At 61.6% G+C, this 15,939-nt stretch carries 13 protein-coding genes; 4 read left to right on the forward strand and 9 right to left on the reverse strand.

Annotated features, from left to right (window positions below):
• Nucleotides 1-160 precede the first annotated feature (160 nt).
• From H7H48_RS17190 to H7H48_RS17200, 3 genes are read left to right on the forward strand one after another with little or no spacing between them, the layout of a single operon-like run.
• On the forward strand, nucleotides 161-3,979 hold the full coding sequence (locus H7H48_RS17190; protein WP_229450279.1) for an autotransporter domain-containing protein: 3,819 nt from the start codon (nucleotides 161-163) through the stop codon (nucleotides 3,977-3,979).
• 30 nt (nucleotides 3,980-4,009) lie between these two features.
• A complete protein-coding gene (locus tag H7H48_RS17195; RefSeq protein WP_229450280.1) occupies nucleotides 4,010-4,615 on the forward strand; it encodes an invasion associated locus B family protein in 606 nt (201 codons plus the stop codon).
• Nucleotides 4,616-4,646: 31 nt separating this feature from the next.
• Nucleotides 4,647-5,012, forward strand: coding sequence for a hypothetical protein (locus tag H7H48_RS17200; protein ID WP_370633415.1), 366 nt, complete (start codon nucleotides 4,647-4,649; stop codon nucleotides 5,010-5,012).
• Between the two features lie 273 nt (nucleotides 5,013-5,285).
• On the opposite strand, the gene H7H48_RS17205 is transcribed toward H7H48_RS17200, so the two are convergent.
• The 7 genes from H7H48_RS17205 to dctP form a co-directional block, all read right to left on the reverse strand.
• The gene (locus H7H48_RS17205) at nucleotides 5,286-5,870 is read right to left on the reverse strand and encodes a TetR/AcrR family transcriptional regulator (protein ID WP_255664035.1); all 585 of its coding nucleotides are present in this window, start codon (nucleotides 5,868-5,870) and stop codon (nucleotides 5,286-5,288) included.
• A complete protein-coding gene (locus H7H48_RS17215) occupies nucleotides 5,867-6,403 on the reverse strand; it encodes a dihydrofolate reductase family protein (protein ID WP_229450281.1) in 537 nt (178 codons plus the stop codon). Before H7H48_RS17215 ends, H7H48_RS17205 begins: the two co-directional genes overlap by 4 nt.
• An 87-nt stretch (nucleotides 6,404-6,490) precedes the next feature.
• Nucleotides 6,491-7,390, reverse strand: a complete 900-nt coding sequence (locus tag H7H48_RS17220; protein ID WP_229450282.1) for a hydroxymethylglutaryl-CoA lyase — start codon at nucleotides 7,388-7,390, stop codon at nucleotides 6,491-6,493.
• The gene (locus H7H48_RS17225) at nucleotides 7,387-8,664 is read right to left on the reverse strand and encodes a hydroxymethylglutaryl-CoA reductase, degradative (protein WP_229450283.1); all 1,278 of its coding nucleotides are present in this window, start codon (nucleotides 8,662-8,664) and stop codon (nucleotides 7,387-7,389) included. The genes H7H48_RS17220 and H7H48_RS17225 overlap by 4 nt, the downstream gene beginning before the upstream one ends.
• 14 nt (nucleotides 8,665-8,678) lie before the next feature.
• Nucleotides 8,679-9,992 carry a TRAP transporter large permease subunit gene (locus H7H48_RS17230; protein WP_229450284.1) on the reverse strand — a complete coding sequence of 438 codons (1,314 nt, stop codon included), beginning with the start codon at nucleotides 9,990-9,992 and terminating at the stop codon, nucleotides 8,679-8,681.
• Nucleotides 9,989-10,492 carry a TRAP transporter small permease subunit gene (locus tag H7H48_RS17235; protein ID WP_229450285.1) on the reverse strand — a complete coding sequence of 168 codons (504 nt, stop codon included), beginning with the start codon at nucleotides 10,490-10,492 and terminating at the stop codon, nucleotides 9,989-9,991. The genes H7H48_RS17230 and H7H48_RS17235 overlap by 4 nt, the downstream gene beginning before the upstream one ends.
• Nucleotides 10,493-10,555: 63 nt before the next feature.
• Nucleotides 10,556-11,590 carry a TRAP transporter substrate-binding protein DctP gene (dctP, locus tag H7H48_RS17240; protein ID WP_229450286.1) on the reverse strand — a complete coding sequence of 345 codons (1,035 nt, stop codon included), beginning with the start codon at nucleotides 11,588-11,590 and terminating at the stop codon, nucleotides 10,556-10,558.
• 128 nt (nucleotides 11,591-11,718) lie between these two features.
• On the opposite strand from dctP, the gene H7H48_RS17245 reads away from it, so the two are divergent.
• Nucleotides 11,719-13,125, forward strand: coding sequence for a PLP-dependent aminotransferase family protein (locus H7H48_RS17245; protein ID WP_229450287.1), 1,407 nt, complete (start codon nucleotides 11,719-11,721; stop codon nucleotides 13,123-13,125).
• Between the two features lie 36 nt (nucleotides 13,126-13,161).
• On the opposite strand, the gene H7H48_RS17250 is transcribed toward H7H48_RS17245, so the two are convergent.
• Together H7H48_RS17250 and H7H48_RS17255 are read right to left on the reverse strand one after the other, a co-directional pair.
• A complete protein-coding gene (locus H7H48_RS17250) occupies nucleotides 13,162-14,259 on the reverse strand; it encodes a Xaa-Pro peptidase family protein (RefSeq protein ID WP_229450288.1) in 1,098 nt (365 codons plus the stop codon).
• Nucleotides 14,260-14,348: 89 nt separating this feature from the next.
• Entirely contained in the window at nucleotides 14,349-15,935 is a 1,587-nt protein-coding gene (locus tag H7H48_RS17255) for an ABC transporter substrate-binding protein (RefSeq protein ID WP_229450631.1), read from the reverse strand.
• Nucleotides 15,936-15,939: the final 4 nt, after the last annotated feature.

The raw sequence follows: 15,939 nt of genomic DNA on the forward strand, positions 1-15,939 counted from the left end.
ACCTGAGAAAAATCCGGCCCATCGAATGGGCGGCTCGATCCGCGACCCATCCGCGACCCCGGCCCTCTATGCCTCAATCAACCGGATTCGCCGCCTACCGCAGCGAATGGATTGAAGCATTGAAGAGGGGCACCGGATGGTGGTGAAGGTGATCGCAAGAATGAGTTTCAATGAATTGCCCAGGGCGCTGCTTTGCTCGACGGCAATTGCGGGCTGCCTGCTTGGCGCCAACGTCCCGGCCCTGGCGCAGGTCATCAATTGGGAAGGGGACACCTCCTCCGACTGGGGCACCGCCGACAACTGGGATCTGGGAACGGTTCCGACAGGGAGTCTCGACGTTTACCTCAACGGCCAGGGTATTGATCCGGTTATCGATGGTGGCGTGATGGGGGGACCAGCCTATGCGGATGACATCTTTTTCGGAACTGTGCCAGGAGGGGCGGGTAGCCTGCTTATCGACAATGCTGGCCAGTTGCTGAGTGCCACCGCTCGTGTCGGGGAAGCGGCCAGCGCCCAGCATGTCATCGCGCTGAGAGGCGGTTCGTCCTGGAGCGTTTGGGGGACGATCTATCTCGGCACCGTGTCGCAGGGCAACCTTGTTGTCAGCGATGGCAGCACCATGACGAGCTCCGATGCTGTATTGGCTGAGGGGCCGAATACGTATGGCATCGCGTCTGTGTCGGGTATCGGCTCGTCTTGGAATGCCGGCGAGGATCTGATTGTGGGACGGCGTGGGACGGGCCAGCTCTTCATTCAGGATGACGGACAACTCCAAGCAGAATATCTCACCATTGGCGAGAATTCCGATGGCGTCGGTACGGTCGTGGTCCACGGAGACGGCGCGCAACTGCTTGTCGACTATAGCATTGATGTCGGCGAAGAGGGGCAGGGGCTGCTGACGATTGCCAATAACGGCTATGTGTCCAGCACCGATATTGCCAGGATAGGCCGGGAGGCCGGTTCTTCGGGCGCGGTCGAACTTTTGTCCGAGGGGCGTTGGGATCACGCGGGCATGCTCGTCGTCGGCGACCAGGGGGAAGGCTATCTGACCATCGACGCTGAAAGTGAGGTGAACAGCGCTTCCGCCGTAATCGGGCGGAACCTCAATTCCGCCGGCGTGGCCACGGTTGAGGGCACCTGGGTCAATACAGGCTACATCACTGTCGGCCAGTCGGGCTTGGGCGAGATGCGTGTTCTGAATGGACAGGTCGAGAGCCAGTACGGCATCATCGCTGACAACGCCGTCGCAAACGGCAGCTCGGTCTCTGTGGTTGGAGATACCGCCTCCTGGAATGCCAATGATGCGCTCTATGTCGGTCAGGGCGGTACCGGCCGACTTTACATTTACGACGGCGGCACTGTGACAGCCGACGAGGTCGAGATTGGCGAAGGCAGTGGCACGGAGGGCACTGTCCTTGTCGCGGGAACAGACTCGCTTCTCGATGTCGGCTTGGTGCTTTCGGTTGGCGTTGATACCGTCGGCGGACTGCGTGTCGCCAGTGGCGGCAGGGTCACCACCGATAGGGCCCGTATCGGATGGGACGTAGACGGGCAGGGCACGGTGGTGGTCGATGGAGACGGCTCGACCCTGGATGTGGGCGAGAACCTGTACGTAGGGTGGAGTGGGACTGGCCGTGTCGAAGTGTTGAACGAGGGGCAGGTCGAAGCCGACTTCCTCATCATTGCCGAGAACCCCGATAGTGCCGGTCATGTTTTGGTCGATGGCGCGGGATCAGAACTCAGTGCCGACGAGGTGCTGATTGGCTGGGAGGGCGCCGGCGAACTGACGATCAGCAATGGCGGTCGGGTAACCAGTACGCGCGGCTATGTCGCCCAACTGGCCACTTCCTCCGGTTCCGTGACGGTGACCGGTCCAGGCACGTCGTGGTGGTTGACCGGTGCGGGTGGCAGTTTGTTCGTCGGTGAAGAAGCGGCGGGCACACTGACCATCGCCGACGGGGGATTGGTGAATCAGAATTCCGGCGATGCACATATCGGCGCCGGCACCAACCCTGCCGGTTCCGGCAGCGTTCTGGTTACGGGAACCGGTTCGCAATGGATGACGACAGGGACCATCTATGTCGGATCGACCAATGACGGCTCCGTCACTATTGCCGATGGCGGCGCTGTGACAAGCGGAGGGCTGGTCATCGCCTCTGACAGCGGCGTTGCCGGAACCCTCAACATCGGTTCGGCATCGGGCGATGCCGCCGCCGGCGCGGGCACGCTTGCCGCAGGCATGGCCTTCGGCAATGGCGACGGCACGCTGGTATTCAATCACACCGACACGGGCTACAATTTCAACACCTTTCTGGCTTCTTCCGGCGCCGGGATGCACCGTGTTCTACACGAGGCGGGCGAATCGATCTTTGGTGGTGATTGGTCGGCCTTCAATGGCACCACGACGGTCTCGGGCGGCACCCTCCTGGTTGACGGCGCGCTCAACGGCACCATCGATGTGGATGGAGGCGTTCTTGGCGGCTCCGGGGACATCGGTGATCTGGCGGTGAACGCCGGGGGTACACTGGCGCCGGGCAATTCCGTTGGTACGATCCATGCGACGAATGCCACCTTCAACGCGGGCTCGACCTATACGGTCGAGCTCAACGATGGCGGGTTCGTTGAAGGAATCAACAACGATCTGCTGACCGCGACAGCTGCGGTGACGATCAATGGCGGCACTGTGCATGTAACGCCGGAGAACGGCACCGATGATGGCTCGACCTATACGCCGGGCACCTATACCATCCTCGCTGCCGGCACTCTGACTGGAGCTTTCGACAACGTAATCGACGACTTCGCCTTCCTCGACTTCGTGGATAGCTATGATTACGCGCGCAACGAGGCCTACCTGACCTCACGTGTCGCGGTGACATCGTTCTGCCTTTCCGGGATGAGCCCCAATCAATGCGCGGCTGGCAAGGGTGCGTTCTCGCTCGGCAGCGGCAATCGTGTGTTTGATGCGGTGCTCGGTGTCTCCAACGCCGAAGCACCCATCGCCCTCGACCACCTTTCCGGTGAAATCCACGCCTCTGCCCAGACCGCACTCCTGGAAGACAGCCGGTTCCCGCGCGAGGCGGCGATGGACCGGATGCGTCTCGCACTGGGCGGTGTGGCGGCCGACAATAGCGCACAGATCGAGGATCGGATTTCCGAAAGCTTTGGCCTGTGGGGCCAGGGCTTCGGATCCTGGAGCCGGTGGGGCAGCGACGGCAATGCCGCCGCGTTGGACCGCACCATCGGCGGGTTTCTGATGGGCGGCGATGCGCTGGTCTGGGACAATGCGCGCATTGGTGTGCTGGGTGGCTATTCCCGCTCAAGTTTCAGCATCGATGACCGGTTGTCCTCGGGCACGGCCGACACCTATACGCTGGGCGTCTACAGCGGCGGGGAATGGGGGGGCTACACCCTCACCGGCGGGGTCGCTCATAGCTGGCACAGCCTCGACACGGTGCGCTCGGTGGCCTTCACGGGGTTCTCGGATAGCCTTTCTGCATCCTACGGCGCCCGGACCCTGCAAGCCTGGGGGGAGGCCGCCTACAAATTCGAGGTGGGCTCTGCCCGATTTGAACCCTTTGCCAACCTCGCATACGTCAACCTGTCAACCGATGGATTTATTGAGACCGGTGGTGCTGCGGCACTCACGACCGCTTCCAATGGTGTCGAAGCGACCTTCACCACGCTGGGCGCGCGCGCTGAGACCGACGTGGCGCTCGGTGACATGGAGGCCACACTGAGCGGCATGCTGGGCTGGAGGCATGCCATCGGCGGCGCACCGGGTGCGCAGATGGTCTTTGCCTCGGGTGGCAATGGCTTCTCCATTGCGGGCGTGCCGCTGGCACAGGACAGTCTGGTGCTCGACGTCGGGTTCGCGGTGAACTTCACCGAGGATGCCACGCTGGGCCTCGCCTATGGCGGCCAGTTCGGCTCCGGTGTTCAGGATCACTCGGCTAGCCTGAGCCTGAACGTGCGGTTCTGATCGCCGGCGTTGTTGTTCAGAGGTACGCCCATGAATACTGCATCCGCCGCCGAAGACCCCAGGCGACGGCTGCATTTCTTTCTGCCAACAAAGACCATCACCATGTCCCGTATAAGATCCGGCCTTTCTGCCACGACCGCTGTCGTCATTTCCACCTCAATGGCCTTCGCACAGGAGACGGGCCTGCCCGGCAATGCCTCCAGCCTGCGCGAGGGCCATGGCGACTGGCAGGTGGCCTGCAAGGTGCCCGGAGGCAGCGTGCGGTGCGTAATGTCACAAACCCAGGTAAGTGAGAACCGCCAGAGGGTGCTCAGCATCGAACTGACCGGTGCTGGCGACAGCAGCGCGGCGCGCGGTGCGCTGGTCCTGCCCTTCGGCCTGGATCTCGCCAGCGGCATCACCTACCGGCTCGACGAAGGAAGCGCCGGTGCTATCCAGCCGTTTCGCACCTGCCTGCCGGCGGGCTGTATCGTCGATGTTGCATTTGACGCGGGCACCGTCGCTTCGCTGCGGGACGGCAACCAGCTCAACGTGATCGCCACGGCCGATGGCGGTCAGGAGCTCATCTTTTCCGTCTCGCTCTCCGGGTTTTCGAGTGCCTATGATCGCGTGGTCGCTTTGGTCGAAGACGAATAGACAATCCCCAATACGAACGGAGGAAATGGATATGATGCGATTTGGCTTGGGACTAAAAACAGCACTTTTGTTCATGACATTGACGGCGCCCGCGAACGCACAGTCAATTGGCGGCGTTTATGAGGCCGTAGGGACCAATCTCGATGGCTCATCCTATCGCGGCACGGCAACCATCACGCTGACCAGCTCCACCACCTGCAAAATCAGATGGCAGACCGGAGGGACAACGTCGCAGGGCATCTGCATGCGCAACGGTTCCGCATTCTCCGCAGCCTATGTTCTGGGTCGGGCGATCGGACTCGTTATCTACAACGTACAGCAGAACGGTACGCTCCAGGGAATATGGACGGTCGCCGGATCGGAGGGAGTGGGTACCGAGATCTTGACGCCCAGATAAGCGGCAGTCATGCTCAAGGTTCAGATTGGCACGGGGTTCACGGCCACCTGAGCGAGCTTCACCGGGAGTGTTGGCATCGAAGAAGCGGTTTGGCGGCCGATCATCGGTCCGGGCACCGTCGGGTTGCACAGCGCTATGTGGCCGGACTCCAATCCCAGACACGCCCTCCTGCGCCTCCTCGGTTGCGGCCCGCCACTTATCACCGTGTCCTTTCCGAATCCAACCCGTAGCCTATGCCGGTCGAGTGCAGCGACGCTTCTTGCAGCGGGCGCGCTAGGCGGTGTGGCGTCTCAGCGATTTCCCAAACGCCGCCAGAAGTTCAGCAAGTCCGCATTCAAAGTCGTTGAGCATTGCTTGCTTGGAGCGCTGCTGTCCTGCGGATCCATCCCGGCTGGCCACCGCGAGAGCCGCACCATGCGTATAGTCGACGAGTATGTGCGTCCAAAGCAGGGCATTGTCGTGTTCGTTTAGCAAACGGGTCAGTTCATCGGTGATCCGCCGGGCGTGTTCGGGAAAAATGGCTGGCTGGGCAAAGATCGCCAGGGTCAATGCCGGATAAAGAACAACTTTGGAGTAGTAAGCCGTGAGGAGAGCGTGTGCGCGGGCAAGATCATCACCCGTTTCGGGTGTTGCCACGTCCGCATATGCATGCTCTGCCAACGCCTTGATCAGACCATCGCGATCTTTGAAGTGGTGGTAGATGGTCATGGGGTTGATGCCCGCGCGCGTTGCCAGAGCACGCATCGTCAAGCCGGTAAGGCCCTCGGCATGGAGTATTTCCAAGGCTTCCGAGAGAATGCGATCGGGAGAAACAGTCCTTCCGTCGGCGGGTGGCCGACCGCGCCGCCTTGCGATCATTTGATGACCTCATAGCGAGACTGAACCAGTCCGGAAGGGAAAGATCTTGTACCCTTGTGTGCCAGAGCCACATCGCGGGGACCACCGCCAAATAGAGGCCGTCCCTTACCCAGAAGGATCGGCACGCGCGTGATCACCATGTCGCTGATCATGTCGCGTTCGAGAAAGGATTGAATGACCTGCCCGCCATCCACATAGGCACGGCGTGCACCCTCGGATGTCAGCATCGCCATCGCCTCTTCAGGGGATTTGTCCGAAAAGCGTACCTTTCCGCTGAGTTCATGCGGCACGTCTTGTGGCGCAAGCCGTCTCGAAAGAACCAGCACCGGACGGTTGTAGAACCACGCGCCCATGCTTCGGACTGCTTCATAGGTGCCGCGCCCCATCACGATGACGTCGATGTCTTTTATGAAGTCATCATAGCCATGATCTTCCTCAGCCTGGTCGTGCTTGAGAAGCCAGTCGATATTCCCGTTTTCACGGGCAATAAAGCCGTCGAGGCTGGTGGCAATGAATACGTGACCAGTGACCATTCGAAAACTCCCTAATTATACAATGTATAAATAAAGAAAGTTCCATATGTGTCAATCAGCCCGCCTGGATGTGCTCTCCCGTTCAACTCAGGAATCGGCAGAGCGCAGCGCCTTGTAGACCCTGCTTGTTGGGGCGATGCCCATCGTGTTCGCGCAGAAAGCGACGGCATCAAGCAGCGGATCGAGCGCGATGCCGGTTTTTATGCCCTGGCCATTCAGAAGATAAACCACATCCTCTGTCGCCACATTGCCTGCAGCGCCGGGCGCGAACGGGCAGCCGCCAAGGCCCCCCGCCGCCGCGTCCACCGTGCGGATGCCCAGCCTCACCGCCTCCCAGACATTGGCGATACCCATGCCGTAGGTGTCGTGGAAATGCGCTGCCATCTCATTTATCGGAATGTCGGTTGCCACCGCTTCGACCACGGCGGCGATGCGCGCAGGCGTCGCCTTTCCCAGTGTTTCGCCGAGAGCGATCTCCTGGCAACCCATGTCGCGCAGCGCTTTGGCCACCGGCGCAACGGCCGTGGGATCCACCGGGCCGGCATAGGGACAATCGGTGATGGTGGAGACGTAGCCGCGGACGAAGACACCCGCATCGCGCGCCCGCGCGACGATGGGTGCAAAGCGTTCGAGGGAGGCGGTCACGGTAGAACCGATGTTCTTCTCGGCGAAAGCATCGCTCGCCGCCGTAAAAACGGCGATGGCGCGCGCGCCTTCCAAAAGCGCCTGCTCAAGCCCGCGCTCGTTTGCCACCAACACCATGTCGCCTGTGTGTCGTGATGCGGACACTGCCTGCATGACCTCCGCCGTGTCCGCCATGCGTGGCACACGCTTTGGCGAAACGAACGCGCCCACTTCCATCCGTGTTACGCCGGCGCTGCGCAGCCGCTCGACCAGTTCGATGCGGTGGGCGGTTTCGATATGCTCGTTGCGCGCCTGCAATCCGTCGCGGGGAGCCACCTCGACGATGGAGACCTGTGTGCTCACCGTTCGCCCCGAATGCGGTTGAGGATCTCTTCGGCCAGATCCTGCCGCACCTTGCCGAGGGCTTTGAGTTCACTTGCCACCAGATCGATCTCGTCACCGACCGCACCGACCATCAGCGCGACATTCTGCGCGTGCAGCGCCATGTGCCCCTTCTGAATGCCGGTCGTGGCAAGCGCGCGCATGGCGGCAAAATTCTGAGCAAGACCGATGGAAACGATGATGCGTGCGAGTGCGTCGGCGGTTTCGACGCCGAGCAATTTCAGATGGGCCTGCGCGGTCGGGTGCACCTTGGTGGCGCCGCCGATCAGGCCGACCGCCATCGGCATTTCCAGTATGCCGACCAGGTTGCCGTCCTTGTCCTTTTCCCAGCGCGACATGGAGCGGTAGCGGCCCTCGCGCGCGGCATATGCGTGTGCGCCGGCCTCGATGGCGCGGGTGTCGTTGCCGGTCGCCAGCACGACAGCGCTGACGCCGTTCATGATGCCCTTGTTGTGGGTCGCCGCGCGGTAGGGGTCCGCATCGGCGAAACGATAGGCGGAAAGCATATCGTCGCGCACCTGTGCGCCGCCGATCTCGTCGAGTGTCCACACCGCACGTGCGCGCACCACGCGACGGTCTGCCAGATTGGTAAGAATGCGCAGCAACGTCCGGGCGCCGGTCCATTCGGCGAGCCTTGGGGCAAGCGCCTCGGCCATGCTGTTGACCGCATTGGCGCCCATCGCGTCGCGCGTGTCGACGATGATGTGCACGATGGTCATGGGCCCTTCGACGCTGTCGATGACGCGCACGTCGATGTCGCGGAAACCACCGCCGAATTTGACGAGAAGCGGATCGGTTTCGTTGCAGATCGCCCGGATTTCATCGATCTTCTCATAAACCTTGAGACGGACATTCTCGGGGTCGCTTGCGCCGAGAAGCTGGATCTGCGCGGCCATGACGGGTCCGCTGCCCGAGGTGAAGAAGCCGCCGGTGGAGCGGCATCGCTTGGCCGCGTTGCAGACGGCGGCCACGACGGAGGATTCTTCCGTCGCCATCGGCACCAGCACCTCGCGTCCGTCGACGATCATGTTGGTGGCGATGCCTACCGGAATCGCCATGGTGGTGATGGCGTTTTCGACGAGGCGATCAGCAAGCTCGATTTGTCCTTCGGCTGCTGCCGCGAGGCTCGATACGGCCTCGTTGCCGAGCTGCGCCTGTCGCGCAACAGCCTGAAGCCGCTCCGCTGGTGACATCTTGTGAAGGCCTTCAATACGGGACGATTGGGCGTCGCTCATTATGTGTCCTGTGGTTACTGAATCATGGTTTTGGGAAGCCAGAGCACCAGCTCCGGGAACAGTGCGCAGATCAGGATGCCGAACGCCTGAAGCAGCATGAACGGGATGATGGCCCGATAGACCGTCCCCATGCCGATCCCGGCCGGCAAAACGCCCTTCATGTAGAAGAGCGTGTAGCCGAAGGGCGGCGAGATATAGGCCATCTGCGCGGAGACCAGGAACAGGATGCCGAACCAGAGCCGGTCGAAATCCAGAAAGTCGATGACCGGCAGGAAGACGGGCACGCAAAGGAGGATGATGCCGATCTCGTCAAGGAACATGCCTAGAAAGAACAGGATCGCCAGCATGACGGCCAGCACGATCCATCGATTGGCCTCCATGTCCTGAATGAAGCCGAGCAGGAAGTCGGCACCGCCGGTACCGGTGAAGATCGCGACAAAGGCCCGCGCGCCGATGGTGATCCAGAGGATCATGGTCGTGACCTTGACCACATCCATGCCGACCCCGCGCAGCAGTTCCCAGCCGAAACGGCGCTCGATCAGGGCGGAAACGAAGGCCAGCGCCACACCCACGGCGGCAGCTTCGGTCGGTGTCGCAATGCCCATATAGATGGTGCCCAGAACGCCGATGATGATCAGCATTGGCAGGATGAGCGACTTCAGCGCCGCGATGCGCATGGCCCAGGTGATGCCCTCATTCTCTTCCGGGCGCGGCGCAATAGTCGGGTTGAGTGCGGCCCGCAGCACGATGTAACCGATGTAAAGCGAGGCGAGCAGAAGGCCTGGAACGACACCGGCGATGAACATCTGGCCGATCGAGGCTTGCGCGGTGACGGCATAGACGATCGTGATGACGGAAGGCGGAATGAGGATACCGAGTGTGCCGCCGGCGCAGATCGTTCCGATGGCCAGCTCCGGCTGGTAATTGCGCTTGAGCATGGAGGGCAGGGCGAGCATCCCCATGGCGGCCACGGCCGCGCCGACAATGCCGGTCATCGCCGCGATGATCGTGCAGATGGCGATGGTGCCGACGGCAAGCCCGCCGGGCAGGCGGCGCGACCACAACTCCATTGCCTTGTACAGACTTTCGATCACGCCGGAACGCTGCAGCACACTCGCCATCATGACGTAGAGCGGAATGGCGAGCAGCGATTCCGACTGCATCGTGTCGAAGAGGTTGAGGACGGTAACAGACAGGGCTGCCGGTCCCCAAAGGGTGATCGTGAAGACAAGGGCGAGCGCGCCCAGCGTGAAGGCGAGCGGAAGGCCGGTCAGAAGCAGCCCGACCAGGCTTGCGAACATGATGAGCAGAACGAGTTCGGAGCTCATGGACGCGCCTCCGGGCGTTCATCATTGCGCAGGGCCGACACTGCCTCGACAAGCGCCTGGGCGCACAGCATGACAAAGGCGAAAGGCACCACGAATTTCAGCCACCAGATGGGTGGGTTCCAGGCAGAAAAGCTCGTCTCTCCAAGCGACCAGGCGTTCATCGCCAGCGGCCAGCTCACGGCAGCGAAAACCGCCGCGAATATGGCGATCACGAGAAAGGCGAAGACATCAAGCATGCGGCGCGCCGGCGCAGGGGCCTTCTCGCTCACAATGTCGACCGCCACATGGCCGCGCAGATGCAGCAGGTAAGGTCCGGCCAGCATGAAATGGGGGCCGAAGACAAGCGTGCTCGCTTCCATGGCCCAGACGGTGGGCGCATCAAAAGCATAGCGCGCGATCACCTCGTAGAGGAGCATAGGCACGACCGCGAAGATGATCACCGCGGCGACAACGAAAAGAACCCGGTTCACACCGGTGACAAAGGCGCAAACTGCCTGCATGGAACTGATATTCAGCCTGGGGTTGGTAGCGGGCGGCGTTTGGCCGCCCGCCTGAAACAAGGGTCAGATGAGACCGAGTGACTGCATGAAATCAATCTGGCTGTCGACGATCTTTGTCGCCAGCGGGTCTTCCTTCGTTGCAGCTTTCCAGGAATCAACCGCCTTGGAGCGGGCCTCGGCCACATCGGCCGGATCGAGATAGATCACCTCGACCCCCTGTTCGCGGTATTTGTCGAGCACCTGGCTGTTCTGCACGATGATGCGCTGGCGCAGGGACCCGGAAATCTCGCGGGCCGCGACGGCGAGAGCCGCCTTGTAGTTGTCCGGCAATGCGTCATATGCCGCCGAATTCGCCACGTAGCTGGTCGCCGTGGTCGGCTGGTGGACACCGGGCAGAATGATGAATTTCGCGACTTCTGCGAGACCTGCCTCATAGTTGGCAGTGAGATCGCCGCGGTCGGCGAAGTCGATCAGGCCCTTTTCGAGGCCGGAATAGACTTCCGCCGTCGCCATCGGCGTCACCGCCACACCGAGGTCCCCCATGACGGCGGAGGCGAGGCCGACAAAACGGCCCTTCTTGCCGGCCATGTCTGCAATGCTCTCGATCTTGACGGTCGAATGCATCGGCTCTTCGCCATAGACGGTCGGCGCGACGTAGGTGAGTCCGGCCTTGCCATAGGCTTCACGGGCCATGTCCAGGCCGCCGAGTTCATAGAACCAGGCTTCATACTGGTCGGGATCCGGGAAACCGAACGGAATGGTCGAGGTAAAGGCGAAGGACGGAATTTTTCCGGCTTCATATCCGTCAAAAGTCTTCATCATCTGAAATGCGCCGCTGCGGACCGCATCGAATGCCTGATTGGCCGGCACGAGCTGGCCTGCCGAGAACAGCTTGATGTCGAACTTTCCTCCGGTAAGTTCGGCAACCCGTTCGACGAACTTCTTCTCGAACTCAAAGGGTGTGGTTCCGCCGTCCCACAGCGCTTGCATGCGCCATTGCACGGTCTCCTCTGCGCGTACCACTGCCGGCATTGCCAGCGTTGCTGCGCCACCCAATGCAGAAGCCGTCAGAAAACGGCGCCTCTTCAAATCTGTCATTGCTTCCTCCCAAGACAGCAAGTTTGATCATAAAGCCAAATTGTCATAAAATTTATTGGGACAATCAAGGGACAGTTTGGCGCAAATTGGCGATGACTGTCCCAGTTTTGAAAGTGGGACAATACCTGATGACCGCCACCGATACACGCTTCTCTCGTGTCGATCGCATTGTCCAGCACGTGAGTGCGCTTCTCTCCGCGGGTGCTTATAAGCCGGGTGAGCGGTTGCCCTCCGTGCGCCAGGCTGCCCGTGAGCATGGTGTTTCCAAGAACACGATGGCGGAAGCCTATGACAGGTTGGTTGCACGGGGGCTTCTCGAGGCGCGGCCGGGGTCGGGTTACTACGTTGCCCAGTTCCAGCTCGACCGGCCTTCGCCTCCCGCCCCGCATGTCGCTGCGGCGGTGGATGTGGTTTCTCTCCTGCGGGAGCAGCTTGACCAGCACTATGAGGTGCGCCCGGGTGATGGCAGGCCGCCGGCCTCGTGGATGGAGGGCGCGGAGCTCAAACGATATTTTTCCAGCTTCAGGACGGCAGACGTCGACACGGTGGATTTCGGTTACGGCAGTTCCTGGGGGTATGCGCCCCTGCGCGAGCGTCTGCGCGTCCTGCTTCTGGAGCGGTCGATCACCGCCCAGCCAGACGGGCTTCTCCTCACACACGGGGTCAATCACGGGCTCGACCTGATCATCCGGCATCTTATTGAGCCGGGCGATACGGTGTTTGTCGATGATCCGGGCTACTATCCGCTGTTTGCAAAGCTGACGCTTGCCAAGGCGAAGATCATCGGCATCTCCCGTGGTCATGACGGGCCGGATCTGGAGGACCTGGCAGCGAAGCTTGCGCTTCACAGACCAAAGGTGTTTTTCACCCAGTCGCTGGCTCACAACCCCACCGGCAGCACCTTGTCTCCGGCGGTTTCGTTCGGCCTTATGCAGCTTGCCGAGCGCTGGGGGTTTCTGCTTGTGGAGAACGACGCTCTGGCGGATATCTTGCCCGCGACACTGCCGCGCCTCGCATCCCTCGATCAGCTCAACCGGGTTCTGTATGTCGGCACCTTCTCGAAAACGCTTTCAGCCAGCCTGCGCTGCGGTTTCGTCGCCGGCGATCCCGCGATCATCAGCGCTCTAGGCAATCTGAAGATGCTGACCACGGTGGCCACCTCCGACTATGTCGAGCGGTTTGTGTTTCATCTCATTCAGGGCGGCCAATATCTGCGGCATCTGCGAAAGCTGAAATCCCGCGTCGAGGAGGCACACAAGACCTCGCTCGCGCGACTTGAGGCGCTGGGCCTGACGGTCCGCAAGAGTGTCTCGCCGGGCTTCTACCTTTGGGTGGAGTTTCCCGATTCAATAGACGAGATGGCGCTGTGCCGCGCAGCATCGGAACAAAGCATATTCCTTGCACCTGGCAGCGTCTTCCGTCCGGGCAAATCGGTAAATGGCAAGGCAGCGATCCGGGTGAATGTTGCCTACGGCGCGCATCCGCGCTTCCTTGCCTTTCTGGCGGACCAGTTAAAAAACGCGCCTCGTGGCTAGAGGCGCGTCATGCAGACAGGGGCTGTCCCGCGGTGCCTACCCCCGGATCTGCGCCTTGCGCGGCAGGTCGGAGAGGATCTCCGCACCGTCGGCGCGCATGATGACGATCTCTTCCAGCCTGAGGCCGAATTTTCCGGGCAGGTAGATGCCGGGCTCGATGGAAAACACCATGCCTTCGTCGAGAACGGTCTCGGAGGTAGCGGTCATGTAGGGCGGCTCGTGGATGTCGATGCCGAGCCCATGGCCGGTGCGGTGGGTGAAGTATTCGCCATAACCGGCTTCTGTGATCACGTCGCGTGCGGCCTTGTCGATGGCTTTCGCGGCAATGCCCGGTTTTGCGGCGGCCAGCGCAGCGGCAACTGCCCGCTCCACGATGGCATGGACCTTCTCAAACTCCGCATCGGGCTTTCCGTAATAGCCGACGCGCGTCATGTCGGAGGGGTAGCCGTCCAGCCGCCCGCCCGTGTCGATCAGCACCGCGTCGCCTTCCTTCAGCTTCGTGTCGCCGGTGTGGTGATGCGGGAACGCGCCATTGCCGGCAAAGCAGACGCTGGTGAAGACCGGCACCGCACCCGCCGCCTTGTAGACGTCGCGGATGGCTGCCGCCACTTCCAGCTCGGTGACGCCGGGCTTCAGCGCATCGAAACCGGCCATGGCGGCGCTGTCGTTCAGCACCGCGCTCGCCTTCAGGCGCCTGTATTCGTCTTCGTCCTTGCGGGCGCGCAGGTGGCCCACCGTGTCGTCGGTGAAGCGGCGCTTTGCACCCGGCAGCGCGTCGAGCAGAAGCAGCGCGAAATCGGCGCGCATCGTCTCGTCGATCACGACGCTGGGAGCCTCCGGCAGGTTCGATGCCTTCAAAAGCGCGGCAAGGGCGGCGTCCGGGCCGTCATCGTCGCGCCAGGGGAAGAAGGGCAGGTCGGTCTTCTGGCGCGAGCTGTCGACATTGAGCGCGGGCATCAGGAAGCCGGCATGATCCTTCGAGACCAGCAACATGACAGGGCGTTCATCGCCATGCGGATCGAGGCCCGCCACATACATCATGTGGCTTGAAGGGCCGATGGCGACGAGATCGGTCTCGGTTGCGCGCATGCGCTCGCGCAGGGCCTCAAGCCGCCGGTTGGAGGTGGTGGACATGGACAAACTCCAGAAATGAGAGAGAGGCGCTTTGAAAAGAAGAGAGGCCGCCACGGCTGGCGGGGCGGCCTCGAATGATGCGGCTTTGATCAGTCTTTCGTGACGAGCCGGTAGTAGACGAAGTCGGAGGTGGCGCCGTTCACATAGCCGTTCACCTTTTTGTCCATGGCGACCTGATAGGCAGCCTGGAACATGATGACGATCGGCGACTTGGCCTGCACCTCCTTCTGCAGCTCGACATACATCGCGTTGCGCTTGTCGGCGTCGGATTCGGCCAGTGCTGCAGCGGTCTTGTCGTTCATCTCCGTCGGCACGGCCCAGGCGTTCCGCCATGTGGTGGTGGCCTGGTAGTTGTCGTCGGAATTGTCGCGGTTATAGGCGAAGGCCTTCGCGTTGGAGTGCGGATCCATGAAGTCCGGGCCCCAGTAGAGCAACATCGCCTCGTGGCTGCGCTCGCGATACTTGGTGATGACCTGCGAGCCCGTGCCGGGGATGATGTCGAAATTGATGCCGGCTTCCGCAAAGCTTGCCTGCAACGACTGCGCCATGTCGGTGAACGGCGTCGAGTTGATGACGTCGAGCGTCACGTTGATCGGCGTTTCCACACCGGCGTCGGCAAGGATCTGCTTCGCCTTCTCCGGGTCATAGGTGTAGGGCGTCTCGTCATAGGAGCCGGGAAAGCCCTTCGGCCAGAAGGCCTGATGGATTTCCATCTGTCCCTTGAGGAAGCTTTCGGTCATGCCTTCGTAGTTGACGAGGTAGCGCGCGGCCTCCCAGACGGCCTCCGGCTGCAACGCTTCCGTCTTCTGGTTGAAGGAGACGAAATGCACGGCGGCCTGCGGATAAGTCTCGACCTTGATGTTGTCGGCGCTGATGCCGTTGATCTGGTCCGGCGTCAGGTTGCGGGCCATGTCCACATCGCCCGACTGAAGGAGAAGCTGCTGGGTTGCTGCTTCCGCCACGTGACGGATGATGACGTTCTCGACCTTAGGCGCACCCTTGAAGTAGTCGGCATTGGCGCCCATGCGCACCAGCTCGCCTGGGCGATAGGCCGTCAGCTTGAACGGGCCGGAACCGGCAGAGTTCGAATTGAGCCACTTGTTGCCCATGTCGCCGTTTTCTTCATGCTCCATCACCGTCTTTTCATCGACGATGGAAGCCGGGCGGGCGGCCAGCACGTTGAGCACGAAGGCAGGCGAGAAGTCGCCTTCATATTTCACGACAACCTTGTTGCCGTCGACGGTGACCATCTGGTCCACATTCTCCGCCGTCCAGCCGAGCTGGGCGAGAATGAACGCCGGGGTGAGGTTCAGCTTGATGACGCGGGCAAAGGAAAACGCCACGTCTTCCGCGCGCACCGGGTTGCCCGAGTGGAAGGTCGCGCCGTCGCGCATGGTGAAGGTGATGGTCTTTGCTTCCGCATCGGCATCCCACTCGGCTGCAAGGCCGGGAGCGAGCACCGTCGGGTCTTCGGCGTCATACTGAACGAGACGGTCATAGATGTTGGTGACCAGCTCGCCCGACGAGAACTCGTAGGCCTGTGCTGGATCGATGGCGACGATGTCGTCGATGTTCTGCGCGACGACCAGCACATTGTCCGGCGTGGCTGCGAGCACATGCTGCGAAAGCGGCATGGTGAGGGCGGCGGCAAGGAGCGCCGTCTTGAAGAGCTTCATCATG

The sequence above is a fragment of the Nitratireductor sp. B36 genome (genome assembly GCF_020833685.1).
Taxonomy (GTDB): Bacteria; Pseudomonadota; Alphaproteobacteria; order Rhizobiales; family Rhizobiaceae; genus Nitratireductor.